Source organism: Halorubrum sp. Atlit-28R (genome assembly GCF_003665955.1).
GTDB lineage: Archaea > Halobacteriota > Halobacteria > Halobacteriales > Haloferacaceae > Halorubrum > Halorubrum tropicale.
This window is the reverse complement of the sequence record NZ_QPLS01000001.1, coordinates 623,379-647,336: the sequence shown is the minus strand read 5'-3', so window position 1 is coordinate 647,336 and position 23,958 is coordinate 623,379. Positions and strand designations below refer to the sequence as shown.

Sequence of the window (23,958 nt, the reverse complement as noted above, 5' to 3'; positions counted from 1 at the left end):
CGGCGGGCCCGACGGCGAATCGGTTCTGACCCTTGCTCGCGGCGAGCCGGTCCGGGTCCCCGCTCTCGGCGAGCCGGCCGCCGCGCCGCTCAGCCGACGATCCGGTTCGCCGCCGCGACGCTCCCCGCCGCGAGGACGCCGCCGGCGACGACGTCCGTGACCCAGTGGATGCCGAGGAACACGGTCGCGACGACGATGCTGCCCGCCAGCGCCCCCGCGACGTAGGTCCACCGCGGGAACTCCTCGTGGGTCGAGACGGCGGCGAGGAACACGGTCACAGACAGCGCGGCGTGGAGGGAGGGGAAGACGTTCGTGGCGGCGTTCACCTGCGAGGTGAGCTGGGTGACTCCCCCGAACCAGTCGAGGAGCAGCGGCTCGACGGGGGCCGCGCCCGGGTCGGCGCCCGGCGCGGTCGGGTAGTTGCGCGGACCGTACGCGACGACCCCGGCGTAGCAGGCGATCGCCACCGCGTAGTTGACCGCGTACGCCGCGACCAGCCGCTTCAGCGGGCGCAGCCGTTCGGCGAACGCGTACGCCGCGACCGGGAACGCGACCAGCACGACGTAGCCGACGACGTACATCGGGCCGAAGTAGTACACCGCGGCCCGCGGGACCGCGTCCTGTATCGCGGCCACGAGGTCGCCCTCTATCGCGTAGACGGCGGTCGTCGCGCGGTAGCCGTACTCGAAGGAGAACGCCTCGATCCGCCGTATCCACCCCTTGTTGACGGCGAGGACGAGGGCGAGCCCCGCGACGTACGGCGCGATCCCGACGGCGCGCTCGCGGAGCAGGTCGCGGTCCGAGAGGACGGCCCGCATGCGGTCCGGACCGACGCAGACCGGAAGCAGCACCGCGAACGCGGCGAGCGCGGCGCCGCCGACGAGCCCGGCCACCCCGACGAACCCGGCGGCCGACGCGGTCATCGGGACTCACCGGTCATCCGTTCACGGGCACGCGGGGCGGCGGAGCAATCAGTCTCTCGGTAGCGGTGGGACCGTCCGCGTCACCGGGCGTCCGACTCGGCCCACGGGAGCGGCTCGGTACACCAGTGACAGAAGTCGAGGTCGGCGTCGACCTCCTTGCCGCAGTTGGGACAGGCCACCTCCAGCGTCTCGCCGTCCTCGCCGGTCGCGGCCGCCGGCGGCGGGGACTGGACGCCTCCCGGGCCCTCGTCGCCGTCGGCGCTCGCGGCCCGCCGCCGCATCGCCTCGGCGGCGGCCTCGGCGCGGTCGCGTTCGGCGGCCTCGGCGCGGCCGACGAGGTACGCGTCGAGCGCCGACAGCGCGGACAGGAGCACGATGGGCAGCGTCACGTCGGTCGGGACCGCCGCCGTCAGCGCCGCGGGGTCGGCCAGCGGGTCGACGGGCTCTACGTCGTACAGCGCGAACAGCGCGACCCCGCCGCCGACGATCGTCAGGTGCCACAGCAGCGCCCGCCCCCACCGGCGCAACGCGAGGTGGCCGAGCCCCGGGAAGACCAGCGCGAGCAGGGCCGCGAGGACGGGGCGCAACTGGTTTCGCATACGGCCCGGCTTCGACCGGCCGGTACTTAGGCCTGCGGTGTCGCCCCGAGCGCCCCCGTCGGCCGAGCCGTCTCCCGGTCCGCGACCGCTCCGGTCGGGATAACAACCGTTAATCGCGGCCCGTTCGTCGGCGGGCACATGATCAGCCAGCGGGCGACCGCGTTCGTCCCGGGCCACGTCACCGCCTTCTTCAGCGCGCACCCCGCCGACGATCCGGCGGTCGCCGGGTCGCGCGGCGCCGGGCTGACCCTCGCCGACGGCGTGACCGTCCGGGTGTCGGCGCCGGCCGGCCCGGTCGACGGCGACGGGGACGACAGCGACGCGGCGGACGCGAGCGACCGCGACGCGAACGCCGACGGCGGTTCGCGCACCGTCGACGGCGAGAACCGTTCGATCGGCGCGGTTGACGACGTCCTCGCCGAACTGGACGCGACCGCAGCCGACGTCGCGGTCGAGACCGACCTCCCGATCGGGGCCGGCTTCGGCGTCTCCGGCGCCGCGGCGCTGGGGGCCGCCCTCGCCGCGAACGACGCGCTCGACCGCGCCCGCACAGAGAACGACCTCGTCCGGATCGCCCACGCCGCGGAGGTCGGCCGCGAGACCGGCCTCGGCGACGTGGTCGCACAGGCGCGCGGCGGCGTCCCGGTCCGGCTCGAACCGGGCGCGCCGGGGGTCGGCGAACTCGACGGCGTGCCGGCGACCGCGCGCGTCGAGTACGTCACCTTCGGCGAACTGTCGACCGAGGCGGTCCTCGGCGGCGACACCGACGCGCTCACGGCGGCCGGGGAGGACGCGCTCGACCGGCTCCGCGCCGATCCGCGCCTCCCGACGCTGATGGACGCGGCCCGCGGGTTCGCCCGCGAGGCGGACCTCCTCGTCCCCGAGGCCGCCGAGGCGATCGACGCGGTCGACGCGGCCGGCGGCGAGGCCGCGATGGCGATGCTCGGCCGCACCGTCTTCGCGCTCGGCACCGGGCTCTCCGACGCCGGCTACGACCCCGAGGCCTGCCGTATCGACGCCGCGGGCGCGCGGCTGGTCGAGCGGTAAGCGAACGGCGAGATGGTCGCGGTCGACGCCGGCGGCGAGGCCGGGGCGGGTTCTCCTGGCGGTAGCCGTCAAGAGATCCCGGTTCTCGGAGGAGTTGGAGGTGTCTTCCTCGGGATCTCCGACCGACGACGCATCTCGCGGCCGCCGACGAACAAAGCTTTACCGCGTCGCCCGCCTATCTCCGGCAAATGGTACTCGACGACCTCGGTACGTCCCTGCGGAGCAGCCTCGACAAGCTCCAGGGGAAGTCCCGACTCTCCGAGAGCGACGTCGAGGAGATCGTCAAGGAGATCCAGCGCTCCCTGCTGTCCGCCGACGTCGACGTCTCTCTCGTGATGGAGCTGTCGGACTCGATCAAGTCCCGCGCGCTCGAAGAGGAGCCGCCGGGCGGCACCACGGCGAAAGACCACGTCCTCAAGATCGTCTACGAGGAGATGGTCGAGCTGGTCGGCGACTCCACCGAGCTCCCCTTAGAGAACCAGACGATCCTCCTCGCCGGCCTCCAGGGGTCGGGGAAGACCACCTCCGCGGCGAAGATGGCCTGGTGGTTCTCGAAGAAGGGCCTCCGCCCCGCGGTGATCCAGACGGACACCTTCCGGCCGGGCGCGTACGACCAGGCGAAGCAGATGTGCGAGCGCGCCGAGGTCGACTTCTACGGGAACCCCGACAACGACGACCCGGTCGACATCGCGCGGACGGGCCTCGAAGAGACCGCGGACGCCGACGTTCACATCGTCGACACGGCGGGCCGCCACGCGCTCGAAGACGACCTGATCGCGGAGATCGAAGAGATCGAGGGCGTCGTCGACCCCGACCGCTCGCTGCTCGTCTTAGACGCCGCGATCGGCCAGGGCGCGAAGGAGCAGGCCCGGCAGTTCGAGGAGTCGATCGGCATCGAGGGCGTCGTGATCACCAAGCTCGACGGGACCGCGAAGGGCGGCGGGGCGCTCACCGCGGTCAACGAGACCGACTCCTCCATCGCTTTCCTCGGCACCGGGGAGACGGTCCAGGACATCGAGCGCTTCGAGCCCTCCGGGTTCATCTCGCGGCTGCTCGGGATGGGCGACCTCAAGCAGCTCTCCGAGCGCGTCGAGCGCGCGATGCAGGAGACCCAGGAGGAGGACGAGGACTGGGACCCCGAGGACATGCTGAAGGGGGAATTCACCCTGAAAGACATGAAGCGGCAGATGGACGCGATGAACAAGATGGGGCCGCTCGACCAGGTGATGGACATGATCCCCGGGCTCGGCGGCGGGATGATGGACGAGCTGCCGGACGACGCGATGGACGTCACCCAAGACCGGATGCGCCGCTTCGAGCGCATCATGGACTCGATGACCGAGGAGGAGCTGGAGAACCCCCGCGTCGTCGGCCAGTCGCGCACGGAGCGGATCGCCCGCGGCTCCGGCACCGACGAGGAGACGGTCCGACAGCTCTTGGAACAGCACTCGATGATGGAGGAGACCATCGGCCAGTTCCAAGGGATGGGCGAGGGCGACATGCAGCGCATGATGAAGAAGATGGGCGGCGAGGGCGGCGGCCTCGGCGACATGATGGGCGGCGGCAAGGGGCCGTTCTGATCGGGTCGGCCGTCGCCACCGGTCGCGTCGCGACCGGTCCTCTGCCTCCTTCCGGCCTTTTAATTCGGTGACCGGTCAACGACGACTCGATGAACCGAGACCGGATCGGCGAGTACGACGCCCTGATCCTCGTCTCGCTCGTCTGGTTCCTCGGGAAGTTCGTCCGCTACCTCTTCCCCCCGCTGTTCGAGTCGATCCAAGGCGCCTACGGCGTGAGCAACGCCGTCGTCGGGACCGCGTTCACGGGGTTCATGATCGTGTACGCCCTCCTCCAGTTCCCGAGCGGCGCGGTCGCCGACCGGCTCGGACCGGTCCGGGTGATCGTCGCGGGCGCGCTCGTCGCCGGCGCGGGCTCCCTCGCGGTCGTCGTCGACGCCCCCTTCGCCGCGCTGGTCGCCGCGATGCTCGTCATCGGGGCGGGCACCGGCGTCCACAAGACCGTCTCGGTGCGGCTGATCGCCCGCGTCTACCCCGCGCGCACCGGGCGGATGCTCGGCGCGCACGACACGCTCGGCGCGATGGGCGGGGTCGCCGCGCCGGCGGTCGTCGTCGCCGTCCTCTCGGCGCCGCCCGCGTTGGCGGCGGTCCTCGCGCGGCTCCCCGGCGCGGACTGGCGGGCGCCGTTCCTGCTCACCGGCGTCCTCGCGGTCGGGCTCGCGGCCGCGACCGCGGTCCGGCTCTCGGGGTCGGCGGCCGCCGACGGCGCGACCGACGGCGACGACGACCCCGGCGCCGCGGCGTACCTCCGCCTGTTCCGGAACCCGCGGTTCGCGGCGTTCGTGCTGGTGACCGTCGCCTTCTCGTTCGCGTACAACGGGACGGTCGCGTTCCTCCCGCTGTACCTCTCCGAGGCGGCCGCGCTCCCCGCGACGACCGCGAGCCTGCTGTACTCCGCCCTGTTCGCGGTCACGTTCGTCCAGCTCGCCTCCGGCGACCTCTCGGACCGCCTCGGACGGCTCCCGGTGATGGTCGCCGCCCTCGGGCTCGCGACGGCCGCGCTCGGCGGCCTCGTCGCGCTCGCGGGCGCCGGCGCCGTCCCGCTCGGCGCGCTCGTCGTCGCGCTGGGGCTCGGGTCCCACGGCTTCCGCCCGGTCCGCGGCGCCTACCTCGTGGAGGCGCTGCCCGACCGGCTCGCCGGCGGCGGGCTCGGCGTCGTCCGGACGCTGCTTATGGGCGGCGGCGCGCTCGCGCCGAGCGCGGTCGGCATCGTCGCCGACGTGGTCGGCTTCCGACCCGCCTTCGGACTGCTCGCCGGGTCGATGGGGCTCGCCGCGGTCGTCGCCGCCGGGCTCTGGGCGACGGAGTGACCGGTCGGCGGCCCGTCAAGCCCGCGGCGCCCGCGCTCAGTCGAGGCTCCCGGGCTCGAACGTCTCCGGGTCGAACTCGTGTTCGCGGAGCCGGTCGGCGTCGACCGCGCGCAGCACGGACTCGTTCGTGGCCTCGAGGACGACCGGCGGCGCGACCCCCGCCTCGGCCGCCTCCGTCCAGCGGCCGACGCAGAGGCACCAGCGGTCGCCCGGCTCCAGCCCGGGGAAGTCGAACTCTGGGCGCGGCGTGATCAGGTCGTTGCCGCGGTCGCGGCTGTACCGCAGGAACTCGGCCGTCACGACCGCACAGAGCGTGTGTTCCCCCACGTCGCCGTCGAGGTCGCGGCAGTACCCGTCGCGGAGGTACCCGGTCGTCGGCTCGCCGCCGCAGGGGGCCAGTTCGCCGCCGAAGACGTTGCGTTCGCCGGGCTCCCCGTCGGAGTCGTCGGTCGACATACAACGGGGTTCGGCCGCCGCCGACATAAGCGACCGGCGGGTCGCCGTCCGGCGGCCGTCGGGCGTTCGGCCGGCCGTATAAGTGCCGCGCCGTCGAACGGTCGCGTCATGAGCCGGAACGACGAGGTCGCGACCCGCCTCGAGGAGTTCGCCGACCTCCTCGAGGCGACGGGCGTCGAGTACAAGCCGACCGCCTACCGACGGGCGGCCGAGAACGTCCGCGACCACCCCGCGCCGATCGAGGGGCTCGCGGCGGAGGGCGAGGACGCGGTCGCCGAGATCGACCGGGTCGGTGACGCCATCGCCGCGAAGGTCGTCGAGTACGTCGAGACCGGCGAGATCGAGGAGCTGACGGAGCTCCGCGAGGAGCTGCCGGTCGACATGGCCGGGCTGACCGCGGTCGAGGGCGTCGGCCCCAAGACGGTCGGCTCGCTGTACGACGCGCTCGGAGTCACCGACCTCGACGAGCTGGAGGCCGCGGCCGAGGCGGGCGAGATCCGGGAGGTGTCCGGGTTCGGCGCCAAGACGGAGGAGAACATCCTCGAGAACGTCCCGTTCGCCCGCGAGGCCCGCGAGCGTACCCGCCTCGGCGACGCCCGGCCGCTCGCGGACGACGCGCTCGCGTACCTCGCCGCCCGCGACGCCGTCGAGTCGGTCGAGGTGTGCGGGTCGATCCGGCGGTGGAGGTCCACCATCGGCGACGTCGACCTGCTCGTCGCCAGCGAGGCGCGCGAGCCGATCGTCGAGGCGTTCACCGACTGGGACGCCGCGGACGCGACGATCGAGGCGGGCACCGGGAAGGCGAGCGTGCGCGCCGACGGCACCCGCGTCGACCTCCGGATCGTCGACCCCGACGAGTTCGGCGCCGCGCTCCAGTACTTCACCGGGTCGCGGGCGCACAACGTCGCCGTCCGCAACCGGGCGATCGACCGCGGGCTCAAGCTGAACGAGTACGGGCTCTTCGACGTGAGCGACCTCGACGAGGAGCCCGCCGCCGACGCGGACGACGACGGCGGAGACGCCGCCGAGGCGGACTCGACGCGCGCCGGCGAGCGCGTCGCCGGCGAGAGCGAGGACGGGGTGTACCGCGCGCTCGACATGGAGCCGGTCCCGCCCGAGCTGCGCGAGGACCGCGGCGAGGTCGACGCGGCCGCCGAGGACCGGCTCCCGCCGCTCGTCGAGCCGGGCGAGCTCCGCGGCGACCTCCACACCCACACCGACTGGTCCGACGGCGGCTTCTCGATCGCGGAGATGGCGCGGGCGGCCGACGAGCGCGGGTACGACTACCACGTCGTCACCGATCACGCGACCGGGCCGGGGATGGTCGGCGGCGTCGGCCTCGACGAGTCCGACATCGAGGAGCAGGCGGCGGCGGTCGCCGAGGCCGCCGAGGAGGTCGGGATTCCGATCCTCCACGGGATCGAGGCGAACATCGACGCCGACGGCGGGCTCTCGACGGACGACGAGACCCTCGCCGCGCTCGACCTGGTGGTCGCGTCGCCGCACGCCGCCCTCGGACAGGACCGCGAGGCGGCCACCGAGCGGCTGGTCCGGGCGGTCGAACACCCCCACGTCGACGTGCTGGGCCACCCGACCGGCCGCCTCATCAACGAGCGGCCGGGGCTCGACCCCGACGTGGAGGCGATCGCGGCGGCCGCGTCGGCGGCCGGCACCGCGATCGAGGTGAACGCGAACCCCGCTCGGCTCGACGCCGACGGGGAGTTCGTCCGGGCCGCGATCGAGGCGGGCGCGACGATCGCCGTCAACACCGACGCGCACGCCCCGCGCGAGCTCGACAACGCGCGCTACGGGGTTCACACCGCGCGGCGGGGGTGGGCGCGGGCCGCCGACGTGCTCAACGCGCGCTCGCTCAACGGGGTCCGATCGTTCCTGCTCGAATGACGAGCGGCGACGGCGGCGACGCGCCCGACGGTCGGGGCCCCACAACCGGGGGGAACCCCCCGGTCCTGCTCGACGTCATGTGCGGGAAACTGGCGACCTACCTGCGCCTGTGCGGCTACGACGCCGCCTACGCGCTCGACCGCGGCATCGAGGCCGACGACCGGCTCCTCGACCTCGCGGCCGACGAGGGGCGGACCCTGGTCACCCGCGACCGCGACCTCGCGGCGCGGGCCGACGCGACGGACGGCTCCCCCGAGGCCGTCCTCCTCACCGAGCGCGACGTGCTCGACCAGCTCCGCGAGTTCGACGCGACGGGGTTCACCGTCGAACTCGCCGCCGAGCCCTCCCGGTGCGGCTCGTGTAACGGTCCCGTCGAGCGCGTCGACGCCGAGGCGAACCCCGCTCCGGCCGACCGCCCCGACTACGTTCCGGACGACGTGGGGACCGACCGGCCCGGATGGCGCTGTGCCGAGTGCGGGCAGTGGTTCTGGAAGGGGGGCCACTGGGACGACGTGGCGGCGCGGCTCGACGGGCTCTGACCCGCCCGGCGGCCGAGCGTAACCGGTTTGCCCGCCCGCCGCGTACCGGTCGGTAATGGAACGCGAACGGGCCGTCGACCGCCTGGAGTCGCTCGTCGACCGCGTCGAGCGCGAGCCGATGCCGGTGCCCGTCCGCGAGGTGTGGGCGTTCGGCGACGTGGCGCTCGGGCTCGACCCGGTCGACCGGCTCGACGTCTACCTCACGAAGGACGTGATCATGGGCGGCGACGGCGACGCGGCCGCCGCCTTCGAGGCCGAGTACGGCGTGAAGGGCGTCGGCACCACGGTCGACGCCGACTGGGCCGAGGCGCACCCCGACCGCGTCCGGACGAGCGACAACGGCTACGCGGCGCCCGAGAAGTGCCTCGCGGCCGAACTCGTAGAGGACGACGAGCCCATCCACCTCGAAGTGTGTAACGCGGGCTTCGAGGACAACGTCCGCCAGCGGCTGAAGGGGGCGCTCGCCCGCGACGCCTACGAGGAGGTGCTCGACCCCCGGGGGGTCTGCCTGTGGGTCGACGGCGAGCGCGACGACGAGGCGTTCGACCGCCTCCGCGAGGCCTCGCTCGCGATGCCGACGCTGCCCGCCGCGCTCGGGATGCTCGGCGCCGACGAGGACGCGGCCAACGCGGCCGCCGACGTGCTCAAACGACGGCGCGCCGAGCAGGAGGGCGCCTCCGTCCGCGGCGACATGGTCTGACCCGGCGCCCGGGGCAACGGGGGTCAGCCGCTCGACGCCACCCGTCCGACGGTCACGTCGAAGGGGACGTACTCGACGCGCTCGTACTCCTCGGCGCCGATGGCGTCGACGACCTCGCGGCCCATCTCGCGCCAGCGCCCCCGGAGGTCGTCGTAGGCCGCCTCGGAGGTCGCGGCGACCAACTCCTCGCGGTGGTCGGCTAGGCCCGCGCCGGAGGCCTTCCGGGCCGCCGACCGCAGCGCGGTCTCCGCGTACGGCGGCTCGGTCCGCTTCTCGTGGACGTAGCGTCGCGTCCGCACATCGACCAGCCCGGCCGCGCCGAACGCCTCGCGCACCCGGTCGCCGAGCGCCACGTCGGTGTCGACGCCGGCGACGTACGCCTCGCGCGCCTCGCGCTCTAAGCGCTCCTCGGCGTCGACCGTCGAGGCCACCCGCACGTCGGCGTTGTCCGGCTCGACCGCGGCGACGAGGTCCCCGGAGACCCGGGCGAGCTCACGCACCGCCGCGGTCGGGGCCGGCAGGTTGATCAGGAGCGCCTGACAGACCGCCAGGTCGACCGCGTCGTCGGCGACCGGCAGCCGGGTCGCGTCCCCAGCCAGGTAGCCGATCCGCCCGTCGCTCTCCTCGCGGGCGACCCCGAGGAGGTCGCGGTCGGCGTCGACGCCGATCACGGTCGCGTCCGCGTCGCCCGCAGCGTCCGCCTCCGCGGCCAGCACGCGGGTCAGCTCCCCCGTGCCGCAGCCGACGTCGAGGACGCGCTCGCGGCTCGGCAGGTCCAGGTCCGCGAGCGCGTCGCGGCCGTCGTCCCACATCCCGCGGCGGGTGTGTTCGAGGTACTCGGCGGAGAAGCGTCGCACGGGCCCGCTTCGCGGCGGGCGGAAATAAACGTCAGGAGATCGGTCGCGGGCGGCTCCGCGTCCTCACTCGTCGCCGCGTTCGCCGTCCCTGCTACCGGACCCGACCCCGAGCAGGTCGGCGGCGAGGACGGCGGTCACGCCGGCGCAGTAGCCGACGAACGCGCTGGTCACCCCGACCGCGGCGAAGCTCACCGTCACGTCGCCGATCGCCGGGTTCCCCCCGTTGATCCCGGGGACGCCGACCACCGTTCCGAGGAGGACGAACCCGCCGAGGACGGCCGCCGGCACGACGCCGACGGCCAGGCACGCCGGGCCGCCGCACCTCGCGTACGCGCCGGCGGCGGCGAGCGGCCCGGGCGCGTAGAACACCAGCAGCGGCAGTATCCGATCGGTCAGGGCGCTCGCCGTCGTCACGCCCGCCGTCTCGGCGAGGAACGCGGCGACGAGCGCGAGCGCCACGGCGCCGGCGAACCCGACCACCAGTCCGACCGCGCGGCCGCGGCGGCGTCCCAACAGCAACGCCTTCGTGGTGGGCATGTCCGTGGATCGCTCGCGAGGTCACTTAAAACCGCGTCGGACGGACGGCGTCCTCGGGGCCGACGGCGTTCGGCGCCGCGGAGCTCGTCTCAGTCGTGACGCAGCTCCCGCACCCGGTCGATGTTCCACGCGAAGCTCTTCCCGTCCTCGGTCGGCGTCTCCAGAGCCAGCGGCACGTCGACCAGATCGGGGTGGTTGAGGATGCGCTCCATCCCCGCCTCGCCGATGTGCCCCTCGCCGATGTGAGCGTGCTCGTCCTTGTTGGTGCCGCACTCGTGTTTCGAGTCGTTGAGGTGGATGTACTCCAGGTGCTCTAACCCGACCACGTCGTCGAACTCCGCGACCGTCTCGTCGACCGCCTCGGGCGTCGAGAGGTCGTAGCCCGCCGCGAACGCGTGAGCCGTGTCGACGCAGACGTCGATGTCCGTCTCCGTGCGGTCGACGATCCCCGCGAGGTGTTCGAACTCGCCGCCGAGCTTCGTCCCCGCGCCCGCGTCGCTCTCGATCAGGACCGTCACGCCGTCGGGCACGTCGAGGTCGTCGATCACCGACGCGGCGTTGTCGAGCCCGCCCTCGACCCCGGCGCCCGTGTGCGCGCCGAGGTGGACGTTGACGTACGGGATACCCAGCTTGTCGGCGGCGTCCACCTCCTTTTGCATCGAGTCGAGCGACTTCTCCCGGAGCCCCTCCTTCGGCGTACAGAGGTTCACGAGGTAGGAGGTGTGGATCACCCACGGTCCCTCCAGGTCGCGCTCGGTCCCCTCGCGGAACCGCTCGGCCTCGTCGTCGCCGATGTCCGGGTCCTGCCACACCTGCGGCGAGTGGGTGAATATCTGCCCGCAGTTGCCGCCGACCTCGACCTGGTTCGCCACGGCGTTGTCCACGCCGCCCGCGATGGAGACGTGCGCGCCGACCTTGAGGCTCATACCGGGTACACGGAGGCGGTCGAAAAAGCCCCTTCGGAACCGGGAATCCCCGCCCCGCCCGCCGAGGCCGCTACGCCCCGCCGCTGCCGGGGCGCGTTCGGACCCACGCCTCGTCGCGGTACTTCTCCGCGACGAGCTCTTCGGCTCGTTCCAGCTCCGCCTCCGTCCACGAACCGTCCGTCTCCACGGTCGCGTCCGGCGCCGCTCCCGCCCAGTCGGCCAGCGCCGCCTCGACGGCCGCGACCGCGTCCGCCCGGTCGACGTCGACCAGCTCGTCCATCCCGACGACGCGGTCGCGGAACGCTCCGGGTGTCACCGGGGGGTCGGCGAAGACGCCCAGATCGCGGTCCGCTTCCACGGAGAACGTCAGCGACCCGTGCTGAATCACCGCCTCCCGCTTGCGGTACTGCGCGTTGCCGGCGATCTTGCGCGGTCCATTTCGGCCGTCGTCGGCAACCACGTCGTGCGCCGCGTGAAGCTCGCGGAGGTAACACGCCGGGTGGTACAGCTCCGGCTGCGGCTCCTCGACGTAGTCGGCGTCGATCCCGAGCCGGTCGAACGCGTCGAGGACGGGCTCGCAGAGCAGGTGATAGCAGTCGAGCAGCTCGCTCGGCACTTCGTCCGCGGGGACCGCGATGGAGTACGCCACGTCCCCGCGACCGTCGTGGTAGATCCCGCCCCCGCCCGTCTGCCGGCGGGTCACGTCGATCCCCTCGCGCTCGCAGAACTCCCAGTCGACCGTCTCCGGCTCCTGATGGCGCCCGAGGGTGAGACAGCTCGGCTCCCAGCGGTAGGTGCGGAGCGTGGCGGGCCCGCCCGCCGCGGCGGTCTCGGCGGCGACCTCGTCTAACGCCATCTGCATCGGGCCGGGGCGGGCCTCCTCGCGGATCAGCCGCCAGTCGACGGCGGGCGCGGTCATACCGCTCCCGTGGGGCGCCGCTCCGAAAGCGGTTGCGCTCGACGTCGCGAACGGCGAGATTCGGATTTGTTATCGCAGTATGCGATTTATCGGCCACCGATCCCGAACGCGCGTCCCTTTTACCAATCGCCGGAGTAGGGGCGCGCATGGTGCGAAACGTCGCCGGCGACATGGCGGAGCTCGACCCCGAGGACTTCTACCTCCTCTCGGGCGTCGAGCAGGGGATGCGCTTCTCGGAGTGGGTGCGCCGCGACAAGCTCCCCGACTACGCGGACCTGACGCGCGAGGAGGTCGACTACCGGATCGACCGGTGTCTCGACCGGGAGCTGATCGAGCGGAAGACGATCCAGTACGAGGGGTACCAGCTCACCTTCGAGGGGTACGATGCGCTGGCGCTCCGGACGTTCGCCGAGCGCGAGACCATCGACGGCGTGGGGTCGCCCCTGGGGCTCGGCAAGGAGGGCGACGTGTACGAGGCGCAGTCGTTCCGGCCGCTCGCCCTGAAGTACCACCGCGAGGGGTACACCAACTTCCGCGAGGTGAACCGCGAGCGCGAGTACACCGCCGACCGCGACCACGTCTCGTGGCTCTACACCGCGCGCAAGGCGGCCGAACGCGAGTACGAGGCGATGGAGGAACTGTACCCCGACGTGAGCGTCCCGCGGCCGGTCGATCACAACCGGCACGCCATCGTGATGGAGAAGTTCCCGGGCGTGGAGCTGTCGCGCGCGAAGCTCGACCCGGAGCAGGCGGTCGGGGTCCTCGATCTGATCCTCCGGGAGCTGACGACCGCACACGACCTGGGCTGGGTCCACGCCGACGCGTCCGAGCACAATGTCGCCGTCGCGGAGAGCGGCGTGACGGTCTTCGACTGGCCGCAGGCCGTGCCCGTCGACCACGAGAACGCGCGCGACTTCCTGAAACGCGACGTCGAGAACCTCACGCGGTACTTCGCTCGCAAGTATCCCCACGAAGTGCCCCGAGAGGCCGATATCGACGGCATCGCCGCCGCTATCGCCGACGGCTCGTTCGACAGCGTTCGGGCGTTCGACGACCGATAAATCGGATAGCGCGATATACAATTCTCATCGGGCAGTACGGTCCTGCCCGACGCGGAACCACCGCGTTGAAACCGGTCGCTCGCGAGACTCCCGAACAGATCATGGAGGACTCGGACCCCGACCGCCTCGCCGCCCGGATTACCGAGGGAGACGCTGAGGCGGTCGTCGCGACCGTCGCAGACCTCACGGCGGTCGACGCCGAGACTCGTAAGCGCGCGCTGCGCGCCGTCGGAGACGCGGTCGACGACGGGACCCGCCTCGACGGGGCGGCCGTCGGGCCGCTGACGTCGTTCCTGACCGACGACGACCGGGCGGTTCGGCTGACGGCCGCGAAGCTGTTCGTCGCGCTCGCGCGGACGGCACCGGAGGCCGTGACCCCCGCCGTCGATTCGCTCGGGGAGCGGCTGGCGGACGACGCGGAGTTCTACTACGTCCGGGCCCGCTGCGCCGAGGCGCTCGGATACGTCGCCGTCGAGTCGCCCGAGGCGGTCGCGGACCCGGCGACGCTGGCCGACCTCCGCGTCGGACTGGAGTTCGACGAACCGGAGGTGAAAGAGAAGCTCGCGAAGGCGCTGGCGCACGTCGCGCTCGGCGATCCGAGCCGACTCCGCCACCACGTCGACTCGCTCGCCGAGCACCTCGACGCCGGCGACGAACTCGTGCGCTACCACCTCTGTACCGCGCTGGTCGCGATAGGCTGTGAGCACCCCGAGCGACTGACGGCCGCCGAGGTCGCCCTCGGCGAGCGCCTCCGCGACGAGAGCCCGTACGTCCGGGGACGCGCCGCCGAGGCGCTCGGCCTGCTCGCCGGAACCGAGCCGCCGAAAGAGCGCGCCGACGCGGGCGAGGCGCTCGACGAGGTCGACGCCGACGCGGCGCCGTCCTTCCTTCTCGACCGCGCGGAGTTCTGCCGGCGCCGACTGGGCGATCCCGCGTCAGATCCGGTGTCCGGCGTCGGCACCGTCGAGTCGGTCCGCGAGGGGACGGCCGACGCGGTCGCGGCGATGACGGTCCCCGACGACGGCGTCTGCCCGCACTGCGGCCTCGACTTCGCCGACGGCGGTCCCCCGATGTGTCCCCGCTGCGGGACGCCTCGCTGAAAATTTTGGCCGGCCTAAAGATTCGGAACTCTTTTGAAGAGTTAGGCGAGCCTAAAACGTATGGCAAACGAACGGCCCGACCGGCTGGAATCGTCTCGACGGGACTACGTCAAGTACGGCGGTGCGGTCGTCGGCGGGGGCCTGCTCGCCGGCTGCGCGGGCCGGTCTGACTCCGGCTCGACGCCTGACGGCAACGACACGGAACCGGCGGCCGAAAACGAGACGACGACCGGGGAGGACGACGAGGCGGCGAGCGACGAGGAGTCGACCGAGGACACCAGTTACTCGGTGGAGATGGCGCCGGTCGGCGAACTCACGTTCGAGAAGCCGCCAGAGAGAGCCGTCGCGTACTGGAGTACCTACGGCGACATGCTCGTCGCCCTCGGCCAGGGCGACGCTCTGCTCGCGACGGCGTACGGGCCGGGGAGCTACCCTGCGTACCCTTACGAGGAGATACCGGGCATCGACTTCTCCCCCGATCAGACCGGCTCGCTGTACGCCGACGGCGGGGTCAGCAAGGAACTGATCTACGAGATGGACCCCGACGTCCTCCACTTCGACCCGAACATTATGCGCCAGTGGTTCGGGTTCGACGACGGCGACATCGAGGAGATCACCGGCGATCTCGGTCCCTTCGCCGCGAACTACATTCGCCGGAAGGGAGACGAGTGGCACGACTACCCGTATTACTCGCTGTACGAGGCGTTCGGGAAGGTCGCGGAAATCTACCAACAGCAAGAACGGTTCGAGGCGTTCGACGAACTCCACGACGAGTTCATCGGCGACATCCAGTCCCGACTGCCGCCCGAGGACGAGCGGCCGGCGATCGCGCTCATAACCTCCACCTCGGACATGGAGAAGGGCGATATCACCGGCTACCCCATCGAGGACCAAGTCGGCAAGAAGCAGTACAACGACCTCGGGGTCAAGAACGCGTTCGCCGAACTGGAGACCGACGGCGCCTTCTACAAGGTGGACTACGAGGGGCTGCTCGAAGTCGACCCGGAGATCATCGTCGCCCCGTGGGGGCTGATGGAGTCCGAGGAGACGTTCGAGAAGAACTTCGTCCAGCCGATGAAAGACGACCCGGTCGGCAGCGAGGTGTCCGCGGTCAAGAACGATCGCGTGTTCCGCGGGGGCGCCGCGAACCAGGGCCCGATCATCAACCTCGTGAACACCGAGATCGCCGCCCAGCAGATATATCCGGACGTCTTCGGTGAGGAACAGCTGTTCGACCGGCAACGCGTTTCCGACATCGTCAACGGCGACATCTGACCAATGAGCACCACCGACCCCGAACCGACACGCGACTGCGACCGCGACGTGGCCGTCGTCGGCGGCGGCCCGGCGGGCTGTTCCGCGGCCGTGTTCTGCGCCCGCGAGGGGCTCGACACGGTCGTCTTCGACCGCGGGCGCTCGTCGCTCAAGCGCTGCGCGCACCTCGAAAACTACCTCGGCTTCCCGGCCGGGATCGACGTCGAGACGCTGTACGGGCTGATCCACGCCCACGCCGAGACCGCCGGCTGCGAGATCGACTCCGACCTCGTCGAGTCGGTCGACCGCGCCGACGACGGTGAGGGATTCGTCGTCACTCCGCAGGAGGGCGACCCCGTCACCGCTCGCCGCGTGATCGCGGCGACGCGCTACGACGGCTCGTACCTGCGCGGACTCGACGACGGCGCGGCGATGTTCGAGACGTACGAGCACGACGGCGAGGAGCACGACTGGTTCGACCGCGAGTATGCCGACCGCGACGGGACGACGCCCGTCGACGGGCTCTACGTCGCCTCGCCCTCTGACGAGGCCGACACGCAGGCGATCATGGCCGCCGGCCGCGGCGCCCGCGTCGCGCACCGCGTCATCGCCGACGCCCGGATCGACGCCGGCTGGTGGGAGGCGGTCGCGGACGGCACCGACTGGGTGCGCCGCGAGGCCGAACTCGACGCCGAGTGGAGCGACCGCGACCGGTGGACCGAGTGGTTCGACGACCACTACGGCGAGGACGCGCCCGTCGACACGGACTCCGAGCGATACCGGCGCGTCCGCGCGGCGGCCATCGACGACTCGCTCTCGTCGTACGTCGAGCCGGACGAGATCGAGGAGCGCGCGACCGCGGGGCAGGCCGCGCTCGCCTCCCACCTCGACGCGGACCGAGTGGCCGGGGCCGTCGACGCCGAAACGCTGCTGGACGCGGTCGACACCGACACCCTGCTTGACGCCCTCGACGACGAGACGCTGCTCGACGCGGTCGACGAGGAAAGCGTTCGGGACCGCGCCGCCGAACTCGGCGCGACACGGGGGGGATCCTGACCGTGGCGACGGGCACCTCCGCCGAAGCGGCCGGCTGGCGCGAGCAGTGGTTCGGCTGGTTCGACGGCTCGCTGTTCACGCTGTGTGCGGCGAGCCTCGCGGTCGTCGTCCTCGGCGGGCTCGCCCAGGTGAGCTTCGGCGCGTTCTCGATGACGATCGTCGACGCGTGGCAGGCGGTGTTCGACCCCCGCGTCCTCTTCGACGCGCAGACGTGGCGGGCGTTCCTCCTCGGAGCCGAACTCCCCGAGATGGGCAAGCAGAGCCTCATCGTCTGGAACATCCGGCTCCCGCGGGTGTTCGTCGGGATGCTCGTCGGGATGAACCTCGCCGTCTCCGGCGCCATCTTCCAGGCGGTCACGCGGAACGAGCTGGCGAGCCCGTTCATCCTCGGCGTCTCCTCCGGCGCGGGCCTGATGATCCTGCTCGTCCTCGTCGCGTTCGCCGGCGCGACGCTCGCGATACCCTTCCTCGCGGTGTCGGCGGACCTGTCGCTGTCGCTGACGACGGTCGAACTCGGGATCTCGTCGCTGTTGCCCGTTCTGGCCGCCCTCGGCGGGGCCGCCGCGTTCCTGGTCGTCTACGTCATCGCGTGGAAGAACGGGACCTCTCCGGTCCGGCTCGTGCTCGCGGGGGTCATCGTGGGCACGGTGTTCAGCAGCCTCCAGACGGCGCTGTTCTTCTTCGCGGACGACATCGGCGTCGTCCAGTCGGCCATCGCCTGGACTACCGGCTCGCTGACGGGCACCGACTGGGAGCAGGTCCGGATGGCCCTGCCGTGGACCGCCGTCGCGATGCTGCTCGCCTTAGTCAGCTCCCGCCAGCTGAACGTCCTGCTGCTCGGCGAGCGGACGGCCAGCTCGCTCGGGATGAGCGTCGAGAAGGTCCGGTTCGCCCTCTCCGGCGTCGCGGTGCTCGCCGCGGCGGCGAGCATCGCCGTGGCGGGCATCGTCGGCTTCGTCGGGCTGATCGTCCCGCACATGGTGCGCAACATCGTCGGGAGCGACTACCGGAAGCTGGTGATCGGCTGCGTGTTCGCCGGCCCGGCGCTGCTGGTCGCCGCCGACGTGGGCGCGCGCCTCGGCATGGCGGTGCTCGTCGGCTCCGACGCGCAGATCCCGGTGGGCATCGTGACGGGGCTCGTCGGCGGACCATACTTCCTCTACCTGATGCGCAAGCAGGAACAGATGGGGGAGATCTGATGGCGCTCGAACCGACCGCGGGCGAGTCGGAGCGACTGACCGAGACCGAGGCCGACGCGGGTCGGGACGCCGAGGCCGACGGGCGCCTCGACGGCGAGGAGCTCGTCCTCTCGTACCCGTCGACCGACGGGCCCGTCGTCGACGGCGAGTCGATCACGGCCGAGGCGGGCGCGGTGACGGCGCTCGTCGGCCCGAACGGGTCCGGAAAGAGCACGCTGCTGAAGGGGCTCGCCGACCAGCTCGCGCCCGCCGCCGGCTCGGTGCTCGTCGACGGGCGGGCGCTCGACTCGTTCGACAAGAAGGAGCTCGCACGGACGATGGGGCTGCTCTCGCAGGAGAGCACGTCGCCGAACAGCATCACCGTCGAGGACCTGGTGTACCACGGGCGCTACCCGCACCGCGGGTTCTTCGAGACGACGACCGACGAGGACGAGGCGGCCGTCGACCGCGCCATCGAGCTGGCGGGCTGCGGTCACCTCAGGGACCGCGAGGTCGGCAGCCTCAGCGGGGGGCAGAAACAGCTCGCGTGGATCGCGATGGTGCTCGCGCAGGACACGGACGTGCTCCTCTTGGACGAGCCGACGACGTTCCTCGACCTCCACCACCAGATGGAGGTAATGGAGATCATCGAGACGCTCCGGGACGAGAGCGAGGTCACCGTGGTCGTCGTCCTCCACGACATCGAGCAGGCGGCGCGGGTCGCCGACCGCGTGGTCGCGCTCAAGGACGGCGCGATCCGCGCCCGCGGCACGCCGGAGGAGGTCGTCACCGAGGACCTGCTCGCCGAGGTGTTCGAGATCGACGCCGCGGTCGATCAGACTCCGCGCGGTCCCCGGATCGAGCCGCTTCGCGCCCGGCACGACGACGACCGCGAGCGCCCGAGCGAGCGCGTCGCGCGGGCCGACGGCGGCGACGAGTAGGGTCGCGACCGGCGCGGTCGATCCCGGGTCGTCGGCGAACGGCGCTCCGCCGGGAATCGACGGATCAGAATCCTTTTCAATTTTTAGGTCAGCCTAAAAATATGGCAGACGAACGAAGCCAACGTCGGGCGCCGACCCGGCGAGACTACGTGAAGTACGGCGGCGCGGTCGTCGGCGCGGGAGTGCTCGCCGGCTGTACGGGCGGCTCCGAGGGCCCCGGGTCGAACGCGACCGACGACGAGACGACCGGCGGGTCGAACGCGACGGACGGGTCCGACGCGACGGGAGACTCGAACGGCTCGACGGCCGACCCCGGCTACACGGCGACCATGGCGCCGGCCGGCGAAGTCGCGTTCGACGCGGTCCCGGAGGACGTCATGGTCTACAGCCTCCTGTACGCCGACCTGGCCGTCGCGCTCGGCCACGGTGACGCGGTCAACTCGCTCGGCTTCGACGCCGACGCCGGCGGGAACACGCTGGACGCCTACTACGCCGACCTCGACGGCGTCTCCTTCGACCGCGACGGGCTCGCGCAGCTCAACACGGGCTCCGGGGGCGGCATCTCCGTCGACCGCGAGTTGCTCTACGAGCTCGACAGCGACCTCCACCTCGCGGACCCCTGTCTGTTCGTCTCCTTCGACGGGTGGACCGAGGACGATGTCGCCGAGATCCGCGACAACGTCGGGCCGTGGTTCGGGAACATCTACAGCCGGCGGCGCTCGCAGCCGCCGGAGCCGTGTCGGGACCGGTACGAGTACTACGCGCTCCCGGACGTCGGCGAGCGCGTCGCCGCCGTCTTCCGGGAGGAGGAGCGGTTCGCCGCGCTCGACGCGGTCCGCGAGGACCTGCTCGAGACGGTCCGGAGCGACCTCCCGCCGGCCGAGGACCGGCCGACGGTCGCGACGCTCATCTACATGGACGGGACCTACTACCCCTCGCGGACCGACGGCCCCGGGTTCGCGAACGCGCACGTCCGACCGCTCGGCGCCCCCGACGCCTTTGCCGGCGACGAGGTCACCTACGAGACGACGTACGACCACGAGGCGCTGCTGGAGGTCGACCCCGACGTCGTCCTCCACCAGTTCGGGATCGCCTCCTACTACGACGTGGGCGCGGTCCGCGAGGAGCTGGCGGACCACCCCGTCGCGAGCGAACTCGCCGCGGTCGAGAACGACCGGTTCTACTCGTCCGGGAACCCGGTTCAGGGCCCGATCATGAACCTGTTCCAGCTGGAGATGACCGCGAAGCAGCTGTACCCGGAGCGGTTCGGCGAGTGGCCCGGCTACGACCACGGCGACGCCTACCCCGCGATCCCCGACGGCGAGCGGCTGTTCGACCGACAGCGCGTTGCGGACATCATCAACGGCGACGCCTGACCGCGGACCGACGCCCGACGGACGCGCTCTCCCCGCGCGAGGTCGACTGGTCGCCCGACCGGCTCGCGAGCGTGAGACCCGCGCGGGGCGAACTCCCGGCGGCGCGTCCCGTCTCGGGACCGTGACGACCGGTACTTTCTTATATTTTTAGGCCGGCCTAAACCATATGAACGGAAGCGACCACGGGAACGTCGAATCGACGCGGAGAGGCGGTCTCCCCCGCGCAAGCACGTCGACCGGCGCGAGTCACTCGACCGGCCGGACGGGCCCCGTCTGACCCATGGCGCGGACAGACGCCGTCGGGCCGACGGGCGCGACCGCACGGAGCGGACTCGAAACCGCCGCCGAGGGGGCCTGAGATGGGCGTCGACACGTACGTCGAACGCGCTCGGACCCGCGTTCGGACAGAACGGGAGGCCCTCGACGCGAAACGGGCGGCGTTCGAGCAGTTCAATCGCCGGGTGCGGTCGGTGTCGACCGACCCGACGCCGGCCGCGTCGACGAGCGCCACCGCCGTCACGGGGACGGAGCGGCGCGTGCGGTCGGCCGACGACGCGCGCTGTCGTGATGTCCGCCAGGCGTTCGAGGAGACGGTCCGGCCGCACAGCCTCGACGACGTCGAAGGCTCCGGCGACGAGTCGCTGCTGGAGACGGTCCGCTCGGAGCTCACCGAGTCGATCGCGCTGGCGCTCTCGCCGGCGACCGACGCCTCGTTCAGTCCGCAGCTGAAGCGGACGGTCGTCGCCGAGACGACTGCCCGTCGGAACGAGGTCGTCGCGCTCGAGGCGGCGCTCTCCCGGGAGGCGGCGCACCTGTCCGACGCCGCCGACGCCGTCGACGCCGTCACCGAGCGCATCGTCGACCTCGACGAGACGCCGCTGACGGCGCTCGGTTTCGAGGCGCTCGAGGCGCGACACGAGACGCTCGACGAACTCCGATCGCGGTGCGCGGACCTGGCGCGGCGCCGACAGGAGTTTCTGACCGGCACGACGAACAACGGAGTCGAGGCGGGCGTTTCCCACCGCCAGCTCCCCCCGTACCTCTACCGCGACTTCCCCGTCGATCACCCCGTCCTGTCGACGGTCGCGACGCTCGAGGCGACGTGTGACGACTGCCAGCGAACGGTGCGGAGACACCTCGTTCGGAGGGTATGACCGTGGGAAGCGGACCGCGAGGTCGGCGCGCTCGGGCGTGGGCCTGGACGTACCTCGCGATTTTCGGTCCCGGTGACGGGCGTGGGGAAGAGGACGGCGCCGACGACGCCGACGGACCGTCGTCGACGGGGGCCGACGGCGAGACGCGAGGGGGTGAGCGATGACCGGCGCCCCGCAGTACCTCTTGGCGGTGTACATCCTCGGGCATCGGAACGGGGAGCCGATCGGGACGGGCGCGGTGGCCGAGGCGCTCGACCGGTCGCCGGCCACGGTCACCGAGACGTTCCAGCGGCTCGACGACGACGGCCTCGTCGAGTACCGGCCGTACGAGGGCGCGAGGCTGACGGACGCGGGACGCGAGCGAGCCGCGGAGCTACACGAGACCTACGTGACCGTCTCGTGGTTCTTCCGGAGCGTCTTGGACCTCGACGACTCGGAGGGCCAGGCGATGCGGGTGGCGGGGCTCGTCAGTCCGATCGTCGCCGAACGCCTCGCGGATACGCTCCCCGTCGAGACGGGCGATGGCCCGGGAGCCGACGCGGACGACGCGTCGGCGACGACCGACGGCGAGCGGTCTTGACCCGGGCCCGGACGCGTCCTCACCCCGGTCGAATCCGGCAGACCGGTATCGACCGCCGTCCCGTTTTAGGCGGTGCGAAAAATAACAAAACGTAATTACTTATCAGCGGAATATCAGTATATGTCCTATATATAGCCTCTATCGCGTGTTTTTAGGGTACCCTAATACCACAGTTTTATGATACTATGCGTTGAATGTGGGGGCGCAATGAGCGCAGAAGGACTCGAACGGCAGACGCGGAGTTACCTGAGCAACGAAGTCCCGCAGATCCAGCAACACGGCGGCAGCTTCGAGATCCGCGACGTCGACGAGGAGGCGGGAACGGCGACCGTCGCCATCGGCGGCGCGTGTTCGGGCTGCGGTATCGCCCCGATGACGATGAAGGCCATCGAGCGCCGCCTCCCCGAGAGCGTCGACGGCCTCGAAGACGTGGAAGTCGTGCGGTCCGGCGGTCCGCGAGCCGCGGTGATGCCGTCGAAGACCGACGAGATGGACGAGATGGACGAGTACGAGGACTACAGCCCGCCGTTCTGACCGGGGAACCGCACGAGTCCGTCCCCGTCTTCGGGGAGAGCGCTCGAACCACGGACCCCGACCGGTCCCCGTGACCGCGCTCGACCACCGCCTCGACCGGCCGGTTCGGGCGCGGTTTCCCCCGACTCGCCGAACTCTTTAGGCTCGCCTAAGATTCGAAACCGATTTATTTCTTTAGGGTGGCCTAAACCACATGGACTCAGACGCAGAGCGGTCCGGGGCGACTCGGCGCGACGCGATCAGGTACTGCGGCGTCGCCGGCGTGGGAGCGCTCGCAGGCTGCGCCGCAAGCCAGTCGCCGGAGGACACGAACTCGACCGACGGCGGCGGGAACGAGGCCGGCTCGGGGGACGGCGGCTCCGACGGATCGGGTGACCCCTCCGCGGACGACGGCGGGAGCTACACCGCGTCCATCTCGCCGACGGGCGAGGCGACGTTCGAGTCGCCGCCGGAGACGGTGTTCACCCGGCTCACCCACCACGCGGGCATGGCGTTCGCGCTCGGCCGCGGGAACGACGTTACCGCCCTCCACGCCCCGGACTACTACGACGGCCTCTGGAACCAGTTCGTCGAGCGCCTCCCCGGCGTCTCGCTCGACTGGTCCGGGCTCTATTCCTCGTGGCAGCCGGACAAGGAGAAGCTGTACGAACTGAACAGCGACGTCCACCTCGCGGACCCGGCGTGGATCACGCGGCAGGACGCGTGGAGCCGGGACGATATTGACGAGATCGGCGAGCGCGTCTCGCCGTGGTTCGGCAACTCGCTCTCGGACCGCCACCAGGAGCCGCCCGCGGAGTGGGCCGAGGGCTACCAGTACTACGGCCTCTGGGAGCAGTTCGAGATCGTCGCCGACGCGTTCCGGGAGCGCGAGCGCTACGAGGCGCTCGCGGCCGTCCGGGAGGACCTCCTCGCGACGATCGACGAGGGGCTCCCGCCGGAGTCGGAGCGGCCGACCGCGATCATGATCGCCGCCGCGGACGTCGAGGAGATGTACGCGTACACGCTGAGCAACCCCGGCTTCCTCACGTCGCACACGCGCCCGCTCGGGCCGCGCGACGCCTTCGAGGGGAGCGTCGAGTCCGGCACGGTCGTGGACTTCGAGACGATCCTGGAGGCCGATCCCGACGTGATCCTCTACCTCGGCGGGTTCGAGCCCGGGACCGACATGGCCGGCCGGCGGGCCGCCTTCGAGGACGACCCGGTCGGCTCCGAGGTCGCGGCGGTCAGGAACGACCGGGTCCACCCGCAGGGCGCCCGGTACCAGGGGCCGATCCTCAACCTCTTCCAGTTGGAGATGACCGCGAAGCAGCTGTACCCCGAGGCGTTCGGCGAGTGGCCCCGCTACGAGGAGGGTCCGTACCCGGAGATCCCCGAGGCGGAGCGGCTGTTCGACCGGCAGCGGGTCGCGGACGCGATCAGCGGGGACTACTGA

24 protein-coding genes are annotated in these 23,958 nt (G+C 71.7%); 17 read left to right on the top strand and 7 right to left on the bottom strand.

What is annotated here, in order from left to right:
• Positions 1–89: 89 nt before the first annotated feature.
• Together DVK06_RS03390 and DVK06_RS03385 are read right to left on the bottom strand one after the other, a co-directional pair.
• The gene (locus tag DVK06_RS03390) at positions 90–923 is read right to left on the bottom strand and encodes a phosphatase PAP2 family protein (RefSeq protein ID WP_121599278.1); all 834 of its coding nucleotides are present in this window, start codon (positions 921–923) and stop codon (positions 90–92) included.
• 80 nt (positions 924–1,003) lie between these two features.
• Positions 1,004–1,522: a zinc ribbon domain-containing protein gene (locus DVK06_RS03385; protein WP_121599277.1), complete on the bottom strand. Its 519-nt coding sequence runs from the start codon at positions 1,520–1,522 to the stop codon at positions 1,004–1,006.
• A gap of 138 nt (positions 1,523–1,660) precedes the next feature.
• Here DVK06_RS03385 and DVK06_RS03380 point away from each other — a divergent pair, with 138 nt between their 5' ends.
• From DVK06_RS03380 to DVK06_RS03370, 3 genes are all read left to right on the top strand, one after another.
• On the top strand, positions 1,661–2,569 hold the full coding sequence (locus tag DVK06_RS03380; protein WP_121599276.1) for a pantoate kinase: 909 nt from the start codon (positions 1,661–1,663) through the stop codon (positions 2,567–2,569).
• Positions 2,570–2,757: 188 nt separating this feature from the next.
• A complete protein-coding gene (locus DVK06_RS03375) occupies positions 2,758–4,149 on the top strand; it encodes a signal recognition particle protein Srp54 (protein ID WP_053771762.1) in 1,392 nt (463 codons plus the stop codon).
• Between the two features lie 89 nt (positions 4,150–4,238).
• Positions 4,239–5,456, top strand: a complete 1,218-nt coding sequence (locus DVK06_RS03370) for an MFS transporter (protein WP_121599275.1) — start codon at positions 4,239–4,241, stop codon at positions 5,454–5,456.
• A gap of 36 nt (positions 5,457–5,492) precedes the next feature.
• Here the strand turns inward: DVK06_RS03370 and DVK06_RS03365 are convergent, their stop codons facing one another.
• Positions 5,493–5,912, bottom strand: coding sequence for a DUF2237 family protein (locus DVK06_RS03365; protein ID WP_121599274.1), 420 nt, complete (start codon positions 5,910–5,912; stop codon positions 5,493–5,495).
• Positions 5,913–6,020: 108 nt separating this feature from the next.
• On the opposite strand from DVK06_RS03365, the gene DVK06_RS03360 reads away from it, so the two are divergent.
• From DVK06_RS03360 to DVK06_RS03350, 3 genes are read left to right on the top strand one after another with little or no spacing between them, the layout of a single operon-like run.
• Positions 6,021–7,814: a helix-hairpin-helix domain-containing protein gene (locus DVK06_RS03360; RefSeq protein WP_121599273.1), complete on the top strand. Its 1,794-nt coding sequence runs from the start codon at positions 6,021–6,023 to the stop codon at positions 7,812–7,814.
• Positions 7,811–8,353 carry a Mut7-C RNAse domain-containing protein gene (locus DVK06_RS03355; protein WP_121599272.1) on the top strand — a complete coding sequence of 181 codons (543 nt, stop codon included), beginning with the start codon at positions 7,811–7,813 and terminating at the stop codon, positions 8,351–8,353. Before DVK06_RS03360 ends, DVK06_RS03355 begins: the two co-directional genes overlap by 4 nt.
• A gap of 55 nt (positions 8,354–8,408) precedes the next feature.
• Positions 8,409–9,053, top strand: coding sequence for a hypothetical protein (locus DVK06_RS03350; RefSeq protein ID WP_121599271.1), 645 nt, complete (start codon positions 8,409–8,411; stop codon positions 9,051–9,053).
• 23 nt (positions 9,054–9,076) lie between these two features.
• Here the strand turns inward: DVK06_RS03350 and DVK06_RS03345 are convergent, their stop codons facing one another.
• The 4 genes from DVK06_RS03345 to DVK06_RS03330 all read right to left on the bottom strand — a co-directional run bounded on the left by DVK06_RS03345 (position 9,077) and on the right by DVK06_RS03330 (position 12,292).
• Positions 9,077–9,910, bottom strand: a complete 834-nt coding sequence (locus tag DVK06_RS03345; RefSeq protein ID WP_121599270.1) for a class I SAM-dependent methyltransferase — start codon at positions 9,908–9,910, stop codon at positions 9,077–9,079.
• 63 nt (positions 9,911–9,973) lie between these two features.
• Positions 9,974–10,447: a hypothetical protein gene (locus tag DVK06_RS03340; RefSeq protein WP_121599269.1), complete on the bottom strand. Its 474-nt coding sequence runs from the start codon at positions 10,445–10,447 to the stop codon at positions 9,974–9,976.
• Between the two features lie 89 nt (positions 10,448–10,536).
• Positions 10,537–11,373, bottom strand: a complete 837-nt coding sequence (locus DVK06_RS03335) for a deoxyribonuclease IV (RefSeq protein ID WP_121599268.1) — start codon at positions 11,371–11,373, stop codon at positions 10,537–10,539.
• Positions 11,374–11,443: 70 nt separating this feature from the next.
• Positions 11,444–12,292, bottom strand: coding sequence for a lipoate--protein ligase family protein (locus tag DVK06_RS03330; protein WP_121599267.1), 849 nt, complete (start codon positions 12,290–12,292; stop codon positions 11,444–11,446).
• Positions 12,293–12,438: 146 nt separating this feature from the next.
• Here DVK06_RS03330 and DVK06_RS03325 point away from each other — a divergent pair, with 146 nt between their 5' ends.
• The 11 genes from DVK06_RS03325 (at position 12,439) to DVK06_RS03275 (ending at position 23,958) form a co-directional block, all read left to right on the top strand.
• Positions 12,439–13,353 carry a serine/threonine-protein kinase RIO2 gene (locus tag DVK06_RS03325; protein ID WP_121599266.1) on the top strand — a complete coding sequence of 305 codons (915 nt, stop codon included), beginning with the start codon at positions 12,439–12,441 and terminating at the stop codon, positions 13,351–13,353.
• Positions 13,354–13,454: 101 nt separating this feature from the next.
• Positions 13,455–14,453, top strand: coding sequence for a HEAT repeat domain-containing protein (locus tag DVK06_RS03320; RefSeq protein ID WP_121599265.1), 999 nt, complete (start codon positions 13,455–13,457; stop codon positions 14,451–14,453).
• Between the two features lie 60 nt (positions 14,454–14,513).
• A complete protein-coding gene (locus tag DVK06_RS03315) occupies positions 14,514–15,728 on the top strand; it encodes an ABC transporter substrate-binding protein (RefSeq protein WP_121599264.1) in 1,215 nt (404 codons plus the stop codon).
• Positions 15,729–15,731: 3 nt separating this feature from the next.
• Complete coding sequence (locus tag DVK06_RS03310; protein ID WP_121599263.1) at positions 15,732–16,763, top strand: NAD(P)/FAD-dependent oxidoreductase; 1,032 nt, start codon at positions 15,732–15,734, stop codon at positions 16,761–16,763.
• Between the two features lie 2 nt (positions 16,764–16,765).
• Positions 16,766–17,962, top strand: coding sequence for an iron ABC transporter permease (locus DVK06_RS03305; RefSeq protein ID WP_121599262.1), 1,197 nt, complete (start codon positions 16,766–16,768; stop codon positions 17,960–17,962).
• Positions 17,962–18,882, top strand: a complete 921-nt coding sequence (locus DVK06_RS03300) for an ABC transporter ATP-binding protein (RefSeq protein ID WP_121599261.1) — start codon at positions 17,962–17,964, stop codon at positions 18,880–18,882. The genes DVK06_RS03305 and DVK06_RS03300 overlap by 1 nt, the downstream gene beginning before the upstream one ends.
• Before the next feature lie 101 nt (positions 18,883–18,983).
• The gene (locus DVK06_RS03295; RefSeq protein ID WP_121599260.1) at positions 18,984–20,258 is read left to right on the top strand and encodes an ABC transporter substrate-binding protein; all 1,275 of its coding nucleotides are present in this window, start codon (positions 18,984–18,986) and stop codon (positions 20,256–20,258) included.
• Between the two features lie 359 nt (positions 20,259–20,617).
• Complete coding sequence (locus DVK06_RS03290; protein WP_121599259.1) at positions 20,618–21,412, top strand: hypothetical protein; 795 nt, start codon at positions 20,618–20,620, stop codon at positions 21,410–21,412.
• 160 nt (positions 21,413–21,572) lie between these two features.
• Entirely contained in the window at positions 21,573–21,992 is a 420-nt protein-coding gene (locus DVK06_RS03285) for a metal-dependent transcriptional regulator (protein WP_121599258.1), read from the top strand.
• A 207-nt stretch (positions 21,993–22,199) separates the two neighbouring features.
• On the top strand, positions 22,200–22,526 hold the full coding sequence (locus DVK06_RS03280; protein WP_053771741.1) for a NifU family protein: 327 nt from the start codon (positions 22,200–22,202) through the stop codon (positions 22,524–22,526).
• A 193-nt stretch (positions 22,527–22,719) separates the two neighbouring features.
• Positions 22,720–23,958 (top strand): ABC transporter substrate-binding protein, encoded by a 1,239-nt coding sequence (locus tag DVK06_RS03275; RefSeq protein WP_121599257.1) that lies wholly within the window; start codon positions 22,720–22,722, stop codon positions 23,956–23,958.

What these genes read in the sequence shown, in the direction of transcription:
- DVK06_RS03380 (WP_121599276.1), top strand. Translation starts at nt 1,661, where the DNA reads ATGATCAGCCAGCGGGCGACCGCGTTCGTCCCGGGCCACGTCACCGCC.
- DVK06_RS03360 (WP_121599273.1), top strand. Translation starts at nt 6,021, where the DNA reads ATGAGCCGGAACGACGAGGTCGCGACCCGCCTCGAGGAGTTCGCCGAC.
- DVK06_RS03330 (WP_121599267.1), bottom strand. Translation starts at nt 12,292, where the DNA reads ATGACCGCGCCCGCCGTCGACTGGCGGCTGATCCGCGAGGAGGCCCGC.
- DVK06_RS03295 (WP_121599260.1), top strand. Translation starts at nt 18,984, where the DNA reads ATGGCAGACGAACGAAGCCAACGTCGGGCGCCGACCCGGCGAGACTAC.
- DVK06_RS03280 (WP_053771741.1), top strand. Translation starts at nt 22,200, where the DNA reads ATGAGCGCAGAAGGACTCGAACGGCAGACGCGGAGTTACCTGAGCAAC.
- DVK06_RS03320 (WP_121599265.1), top strand. Translation starts at nt 13,455, where the DNA reads ATGGAGGACTCGGACCCCGACCGCCTCGCCGCCCGGATTACCGAGGGA.
- DVK06_RS03310 (WP_121599263.1), top strand. Translation starts at nt 15,732, where the DNA reads ATGAGCACCACCGACCCCGAACCGACACGCGACTGCGACCGCGACGTG.
- DVK06_RS03355 (WP_121599272.1), top strand. Translation starts at nt 7,811, where the DNA reads ATGACGAGCGGCGACGGCGGCGACGCGCCCGACGGTCGGGGCCCCACA.
- DVK06_RS03285 (WP_121599258.1), top strand. Translation starts at nt 21,573, where the DNA reads ATGACCGGCGCCCCGCAGTACCTCTTGGCGGTGTACATCCTCGGGCAT.
- DVK06_RS03275 (WP_121599257.1), top strand. Translation starts at nt 22,720, where the DNA reads ATGGACTCAGACGCAGAGCGGTCCGGGGCGACTCGGCGCGACGCGATC.
- DVK06_RS03325 (WP_121599266.1), top strand. Translation starts at nt 12,439, where the DNA reads ATGGTGCGAAACGTCGCCGGCGACATGGCGGAGCTCGACCCCGAGGAC.
- DVK06_RS03390 (WP_121599278.1), bottom strand. Translation starts at nt 923, where the DNA reads ATGACCGCGTCGGCCGCCGGGTTCGTCGGGGTGGCCGGGCTCGTCGGC.
- DVK06_RS03365 (WP_121599274.1), bottom strand. Translation starts at nt 5,912, where the DNA reads ATGTCGACCGACGACTCCGACGGGGAGCCCGGCGAACGCAACGTCTTC.
- DVK06_RS03315 (WP_121599264.1), top strand. Translation starts at nt 14,514, where the DNA reads ATGGCAAACGAACGGCCCGACCGGCTGGAATCGTCTCGACGGGACTAC.
- DVK06_RS03385 (WP_121599277.1), bottom strand. Translation starts at nt 1,522, where the DNA reads ATGCGAAACCAGTTGCGCCCCGTCCTCGCGGCCCTGCTCGCGCTGGTC.
- DVK06_RS03370 (WP_121599275.1), top strand. Translation starts at nt 4,239, where the DNA reads ATGAACCGAGACCGGATCGGCGAGTACGACGCCCTGATCCTCGTCTCG.
- DVK06_RS03340 (WP_121599269.1), bottom strand. Translation starts at nt 10,447, where the DNA reads ATGCCCACCACGAAGGCGTTGCTGTTGGGACGCCGCCGCGGCCGCGCG.
- DVK06_RS03375 (WP_053771762.1), top strand. Translation starts at nt 2,758, where the DNA reads ATGGTACTCGACGACCTCGGTACGTCCCTGCGGAGCAGCCTCGACAAG.
- DVK06_RS03290 (WP_121599259.1), top strand. Translation starts at nt 20,618, where the DNA reads ATGGGCGTCGACACGTACGTCGAACGCGCTCGGACCCGCGTTCGGACA.
- DVK06_RS03350 (WP_121599271.1), top strand. Translation starts at nt 8,409, where the DNA reads ATGGAACGCGAACGGGCCGTCGACCGCCTGGAGTCGCTCGTCGACCGC.
- DVK06_RS03300 (WP_121599261.1), top strand. Translation starts at nt 17,962, where the DNA reads ATGGCGCTCGAACCGACCGCGGGCGAGTCGGAGCGACTGACCGAGACC.
- DVK06_RS03335 (WP_121599268.1), bottom strand. Translation starts at nt 11,373, where the DNA reads ATGAGCCTCAAGGTCGGCGCGCACGTCTCCATCGCGGGCGGCGTGGAC.